At 37.0% G+C, this 6719-nt stretch carries 8 protein-coding genes; all 8 read left to right on the plus strand.

Annotated elements, in window-relative coordinates:
• The 8 genes from hisD (at window position 1) to H6W52_RS16020 (ending at window position 6437) form a co-directional block, all read left to right on the plus strand.
• A complete protein-coding gene (hisD, locus tag H6W52_RS15985; RefSeq protein ID WP_116099223.1) occupies window positions 1-1293 on the plus strand; it encodes a histidinol dehydrogenase in 1293 nt (430 codons plus the stop codon).
• Entirely contained in the window at window positions 1280-2305 is a 1026-nt protein-coding gene (gene hisC / locus H6W52_RS15990; RefSeq protein ID WP_116099222.1) for a histidinol-phosphate transaminase, read from the plus strand. Before hisD ends, hisC begins: the two co-directional genes overlap by 14 nt.
• Window positions 2306-2371: 66 nt before the next feature.
• Window positions 2372-3466 carry a bifunctional histidinol-phosphatase/imidazoleglycerol-phosphate dehydratase HisB gene (hisB, locus tag H6W52_RS15995; RefSeq protein ID WP_116099221.1) on the plus strand — a complete coding sequence of 365 codons (1095 nt, stop codon included), beginning with the start codon at window positions 2372-2374 and terminating at the stop codon, window positions 3464-3466.
• A complete protein-coding gene (hisH, locus tag H6W52_RS16000) occupies window positions 3466-4044 on the plus strand; it encodes an imidazole glycerol phosphate synthase subunit HisH (protein WP_185144428.1) in 579 nt (192 codons plus the stop codon). Before hisB ends, hisH begins: the two co-directional genes overlap by 1 nt.
• Window positions 4045-4052: 8 nt before the next feature.
• Window positions 4053-4775 (plus strand): 1-(5-phosphoribosyl)-5-[(5-phosphoribosylamino)methylideneamino]imidazole-4-carboxamide isomerase, encoded by a 723-nt coding sequence (gene hisA / locus H6W52_RS16005; RefSeq protein WP_116099219.1) that lies wholly within the window; start codon window positions 4053-4055, stop codon window positions 4773-4775.
• On the plus strand, window positions 4768-5520 hold the full coding sequence (gene hisF, locus H6W52_RS16010) for an imidazole glycerol phosphate synthase subunit HisF (RefSeq protein WP_116099218.1): 753 nt from the start codon (window positions 4768-4770) through the stop codon (window positions 5518-5520). The genes hisA and hisF overlap by 8 nt, the downstream gene beginning before the upstream one ends.
• Entirely contained in the window at window positions 5517-6104 is a 588-nt protein-coding gene (gene hisIE, locus H6W52_RS16015; protein WP_116099217.1) for a bifunctional phosphoribosyl-AMP cyclohydrolase/phosphoribosyl-ATP diphosphatase HisIE, read from the plus strand. Before hisF ends, hisIE begins: the two co-directional genes overlap by 4 nt.
• 192 nt (window positions 6105-6296) lie before the next feature.
• Window positions 6297-6437 (plus strand): hypothetical protein, encoded by a 141-nt coding sequence (locus H6W52_RS16020; RefSeq protein ID WP_157967267.1) that lies wholly within the window; start codon window positions 6297-6299, stop codon window positions 6435-6437.
• Window positions 6438-6719: the final 282 nt, after the last annotated feature.

Genomic DNA, 6719 nt, shown 5'->3' on the forward strand with positions numbered 1-6719 from the left:
ATGAAGGTAGAAAGATATCCTGAAAGGGAACAATGGTCTGAATTAACAAAAAGACCCATCATAAAAAGAGAAAGACTAACAGAAATTGTTGCCGGAATTTTCGATGAAGTGAAGAACAACGGAGATCAGACGCTGATTGATTTTGCTAAAAAATTTGATTCCGCTGAAATAAACAGCATTAAAGTTTCTGAAGAAGAAATTGAAGCCGCTGAAAATCTGATCAGTGAAGAACTGGAAACAGCCATTCAGGAAGCAAAATCGAATATTACCAGATTTCACGCTTCACAAATTCCAACGGTCGAAAAAATAGAAACAACAAAAGGAGTGGTTTGCTGGAGAGAAAACCGAGCGATAGAAAAAGTAGGAATTTATATTCCGGGAGGAACAGCACCGTTGTTTTCTACGGTTTTAATGCTTGCCATTCCGGCTCAGTTAGCGGGTTGTAAAGAAATTATTCTCTGTACGCCGCCCGATAAAAACGGCAATGTAAATCCTGCAATTTTATATACAGCAAAATTGTGCGGAGTGACGCAGATTTTCAAGACAGGGGGCGCTCAGGCGATTGCAGCAATGACTTTCGGAACCGAAAGTATTCCCAATGTCTACAAAATTTTCGGACCGGGGAATCAATATGTTGTAGCCGCTAAAGAATACGCGCAAAACTACAATATTGCCATCGATATGCCTGCCGGACCGAGTGAAGTTCTTGTAATTGCCGACGAAAAAGCAGTTCCTGAATTCTGTGCAGCAGATTTGCTTTCTCAGGCAGAACACGGAAGCGACAGTCAGGTGATTTTCCTTTCCACAGACGAGAAAATTCTTAATGAAACGATTTTGGAGACCCAAAAACAGCTTGAAGCACTTCCTAGAAATGAAATGGCAGCAGAATCTTTGAAAAACAGCCACTTTATTTTACTGAATTCAATAGATGAAGCTTTGGAATTCAGCAATTTGTACGCTCCGGAACACTTGATTTTAGCCGTTAATGATTTTGAAAATTATATTCCGAAAATTCAGAATGCCGGTTCTGTTTTCTTAGGAAATTATTCTTGCGAGAGTGCGGGAGATTACGCGAGCGGAACCAATCACACCCTTCCTACGAACGGTTTTGCGAAAAATTACAGCGGGGTTTCTCTTGACAGTTTTGTTAAGAAAATTACTTTCCAGAATCTGTCGGAACAGGGATTGAAAAATTTAGGAAAAACCATTGAAATAATGGCGGAAGCGGAAGGGCTTTTCGCTCACAAAAATGCCGTAAGTATCAGATTAAAAGAACAGAATGAAAGAATTTAATATCAAATATTTAGTACGAAAAAATATTCTGGAATTGCAGCCTTATGTGAGTTTCAGGGATAACAATACATTTGAAAATCCTGTTTTTCTGGATGCGAATGAAAGCGCATTCGGAGAACTGAACCGCTATCCGGATTCTACCCAGAAAGAATTGAAAGAGAAATTGGCTGCACTGAAAAATGTTTCAGCAAAACAGATTGCAGTCGGAAACGGAAGCGACGAACTGATCGATCTTATCGTGAAAGTTTTTTGTGAACCGAAAAAAGATGCTATTTTGATGATGAATCCTTCTTTTGCGATGTACGGATTTTATGCTTCGGTGAATGAAAATAAAGTGGTCAAACTGAATCTGAATGAAAATTTTGAAATCGATAAAGAAGAGTTTTTAAAAATCTCAAACGAAGAAAAACCAAAAGTTTTCTTTTTATGTTCGCCCAATAATCCTACCGGAAATTCAATCGAAGATATTGAATTTTACATTCAGAATTTTGAGGGAATTGTTGTGGTTGATGAAGCGTATATTGAATTTTCAGGAAAGAAATCGTGTGTTGAACTGTTGGAAAAATTTCCCAATCTTATCGTTCTTCAGACGTTTTCCAAAGCTTGGGGAATGGCGGGAGCAAGAATTGGAATTGCATATGCTTCAGAAGAGATTATTCAACTGATCAATACAGTAAAATCTCCGTATAATGTTAATTCTTTAAGTTTAAATAAAATATCAGAACTTATTAGTAATAAAGAATTTGTGAAATCCAATATAGAAAATACTTTAAATGAAATTTCCTGGTTGAAAAATGAATTAGAGACAATAAACTGCATCAAAAAAGTATTTCCAAGCGATGCTAATTTCTTCCTTATTCAGTTTGAAAACGTAGATAAGGTATACCAGAAATTGCTGGAAAATGAAATTCTGACGAGCAAAAGAAGTCCGCAGATTCCGGATTGCATTAGAATTAATGTGGGTAATAGAGAAGAAAACAATAAGCTGATTAACGTCTTAAGAAGTATTTAATTAAATCTGAAACCTAACAGATTTTTTAAAACCTGTGAGGTGTAGAAAAAGTAAAAGAAAAGTAAAATGAAAAAAGTATTATTTATAGATCGTGACGGAACTTTAATCTTAGAGCCGCCCATTGATTTTCAGGTTGATTCTCTTGAAAAGCTAGAATTTTATCCCGGAGTTTTCCAGAATCTTTCCCGAATTGCCAGAGAACTTGATTTTGAACTGGTAATGGTAACCAATCAGGATGGTTTGGGAACCGAAAGTTTTCCTTATGAGGATTTCATCAAACCACAGGAAAAAATGTTAAAAGCTTTTGAAAATGAAGGAATTGTTTTCAGTGATATTCTGATCGACAGAAGTTTTGAAAGTGAAAACCTGCCGACAAGAAAACCGGGAACCGGAATGTTGGGAAAATATATTTACGGAGACTACGATCTGGAAAATTCATTTGTGATTGGAGACCGGCTTACAGATATTCAGTTGGCAAAAAATTTAGGAGCAAAATCTATATTGATCAATAAAGTTCAGAATGATGAAGCTGACTTAACAACGGAAAGCTGGAGCGAAATCGCACAGTTTTTGACGAATATTCCGCGAAAAGCCAAAGTTTCAAGAAGAACCAATGAAACAGAAATTGAGGTTGAAGTCAATCTTGATGGAAGCGGAGCCTCTGAAATTTCAACCGGATTACACTTTTTTGATCACATGCTCGAACAGATTTCCAAACACGGAAATTTAGATTTGAAAATTAATGTCAAAGGAGATTTGCAGGTTGATGAGCATCACACGATTGAAGATACAGGAATTGTTCTTGGAGAAGCTGTTTTAAAAGCTTTGGGAAAGAAAAAAGGAATTGAACGTTACGGATTTCTTCTTCCGATGGATGATTGTTTAGCACAGGTCGCCATTGATTTCGGAGGAAGACCGTGGTTAATGTGGGAAGCAGATTTCAAACGTGAGAAAATTGGCGATGTTCCGACCGAAATGTTTTACCACTTCTTCAAATCGTTCACCGATTCTTCAAAGTGTAATCTCAACATTAAAGTGGAGGGTGACAACGAACACCACAAGATCGAATCTGTGTTTAAAGCATTTGCCAAAGCGGTAAAAATGGCAGTGAAACAGACGGATAAGAATTTTAATTTACCATCAACCAAAGGAAGTTTATAATGATTGCCATCATCAAATACAACGGCGGAAACGTCAGTTCCGTACAGAATTCATTGAACAGATTAAATGTAGAATCTGTGGTAACCGATGATTTTGACCTGATAAGAAAAGCCGACAAAGTAATTTTTCCGGGAGTGGGTGAAGCATCTTCTACCATGAAATTGTTAAAGGAAAACGGCCTGGATCAGTTAATTCCGACTTTAAAACAGCCGGTTTTAGGCGTTTGTCTGGGCATGCAGCTCATGTGTAAAAATAATGAAGAAGGAAATACAGTCGGGATGGGAATTTTTGATATCGATGTAAAAAAGTTTCCTGCAAAGAATATTGTTCCGCACATGGGATGGAATACAATTTCAGATTTTAAATCCGGAATATTTTCAGGTATCGAAGAAAACAGCGATGTGTATTTCGTTCACAGTTTCTACTGCGAATTATCGGAAAATACAACGTCAGTTTGCGATTACATTCTGCCGTTCAGTGCTTCTCTGCAAAAAGATAATTTTTATGCCATGCAGTTCCACCCTGAAAAATCAGGAGATATAGGAAGCCGTTTACTGGAAAACTTTTTAAAACAATAAAACTGAATATGAAAATTATCCCCGCTATAGACATCATCGACGGAAAATGCGTTCGTTTGTCGAAAGGAGATTACGATACCAAAAAAATATATAATGAAAATCCGCTTGAAGTCGCCAAAGAATTTGAAAGTTTTGGCATACAATATCTTCATCTGGTGGATCTTGACGGTGCAAAATCAAAGCATATTGTTAACCAAAAGGTTTTGGAAACCATTGCAAAAGAGACTTCTCTGGAAATTGATTTCGGGGGCGGACTGAAAACTCTGGAAGATATTGAAATTGCTTTTAATTCAGGAGCAAAGCAGATTACGATTGGAAGTATTGCGGTTCAGGATCCCGATTTCTGTTTTGATCTGATTGAAAAATACGGTCCGGAAAAAATTATTCTCGGAGCCGATTGCGAAAACCGAAAGATAAAAACTTCGGGCTGGCTGGAAGAAAGCCAACTGGATGTGATTGATTTTATTCTCAAATATAAAAATAAAGGAATTAAAAATGTGATCTGTACGGATATTTCCAAAGACGGAATGCTTCAGGGCGCTTCGGATGAACTGTACAGAGAAATTGTAGAAAAAACAGAAGTTCAGTTAATTGCAAGCGGCGGAATTTCGTGTATTGAAGATGTTGAACAGATGAAAAAGATCGGCTGTTCCGGAACGATTATCGGAAAGGCAATTTATGAAGGAAGAGTAAGTTTGCAGCAACTCCAAAATTTTATTGAAAATGCTTAAAAAAAGAATCATTCCGTGTCTGGATATCAAAGACGGAACTACGGTGAAAGGAATTAATTTTGAAGGATTAAGAAATGCGGGAGATCCTGTAGAACTTGCCAAAAGATATGAAAAAGAAGGCGCAGACGAATTGGTTTTTCTGGATATAACCGCAACGATAGAAGAACGGAAAACTTTTGCCGGACTGGTACAGAAAATCGCAGCAGAATTAAGTATTCCATTCACGGTCGGTGGCGGAATTTCTACGGTGGAAGATGTAAGAAGACTCTTGGAAGCAGGAGCAGACAAGATCAGCATTAATTCTTCGGCAGTTAAAAATCCGGCATTAATTTCGGAGTTGTCAAAAGAATTCGGAAGCCAGTGTGTTGTGGTTGCAATTGATACAAGATTGGTAAACGGATCGGACTGGGTTTATGTGAAAGGAGGAAGGGAAATAACGGATCTGAAGACATCAGACTGGGCAAAGAAAGCAGAAGAACTGGGTGCGGGAGAAATTCTTCTTACTTCGATGGATGGCGATGGTACAAAAAACGGTTTTGATCTCAGAATAACGAAGTTAATTTCCGAAAATGTAAATATTCCTGTTATTGCTTCCGGAGGTGCAGGAAAAATAGAAGATTTTGAAACCGTTTTTAATCAGACAAAAGCAACAGGAGCTTTGGCGGCAAGTATTTTCCATTTTGGAGAAGTGCAGATTCAGGATCTGAAAAATAATTTAAAATTTAAAAAATTGGCAGTACGATGAAAATTGATTTTAATAAAAGTGAAGGCTTGGTTCCGGTGATTATTCAGGACGACAGAACGTTGCAGGTTTTAATGTTGGGTTACATGAACAAAGAAGCTTTTGAAAAAACAAAAAAAGAAGGGATTGTAACTTTTTTCAGCCGTTCCAAAAACCGTCTCTGGACAAAAGGAGAGGAGTCGGGAAATGTTTTAACCGTTAAAAATATTGCCGTAGACTGCGATCAGGATACGATTTTAATTAAGGCAATTCCTATGAATGTTGTTTGCCACACCGGAAGCTTCAGCTGTTTCGGGGACAAAGATTCTAAAGGTTTTCTGTATGAGCTGGAAGAAAAAATAAGCCAAAGAATTGATGAAAAAACCGAAGGTTCCTATACGTATTCATTATTTCAGAGAGGCATCAACAAAATGGCTCAGAAAGTGGGAGAGGAAGCCGTAGAAGTGGTGATCGAAGCCAAAGACAACAATGATGATCTGTTTAAAAATGAAGCGGCAGATCTGCTGTATCACCTTTTGATTTTACTGAAAGCCAAGAATTTTACACTGAAAGATATTGAAGAAATTTTGCTTTCCAGAAACCGGTAAAGTTGTATTTTTATCTCTAAACTCATTAAGAATCAACCGCAAAAGAGGCAAAAGACCATTATGTTGCAAGAATTAGAATATTCAAAGCTATCAGAAGAATAAAATCGAAGATTTTTTAAACTGTTTTAAATGAAATTTCAGCTTATTTTGTGACTTATGTGTTTTAAATACAATTCATTAAAAAATTATCCCATGAAAGAAGACAACAAAGAAAATCAGCAATCCAAAACCGAACCGGAAAGTAAAGGAAAAATTAACCCTGAAAAGGGAAAAGTAAAAGAAGTAAAACCTCCCAATTCTGATACTGCAAAAGGCGGTACAAGAGCCGGATAAATTAGAAGCCAGTCGGATTTTTCGACTGGCTTTTTTAGAACAATTCGATTATCTCTATTTTTTCGATGCGACAGCGAAATGCTGCAATGCGCCGATTGCCGCTTTACCGATATTAAAAACATATTGTACATCAGTATTCGCAAAAGTATCATCCGCAGTATGAGGAAGATCACTTCTGAGATATTCAAAAAATCCGGTGATTACTTGAGGTCACTGAAAAACTAAATTTTTATTAACCAATAAAAAAGGAGTGTAAAACGTATAGTTTTACGCTCCTTCTTT

The sequence above is a fragment of the Chryseobacterium sp. C2(2020) genome (assembly GCF_014218915.1).
In the GTDB taxonomy this organism is placed as follows: domain Bacteria; phylum Bacteroidota; class Bacteroidia; order Flavobacteriales; family Weeksellaceae; genus Chryseobacterium; species Chryseobacterium mucoviscidosis.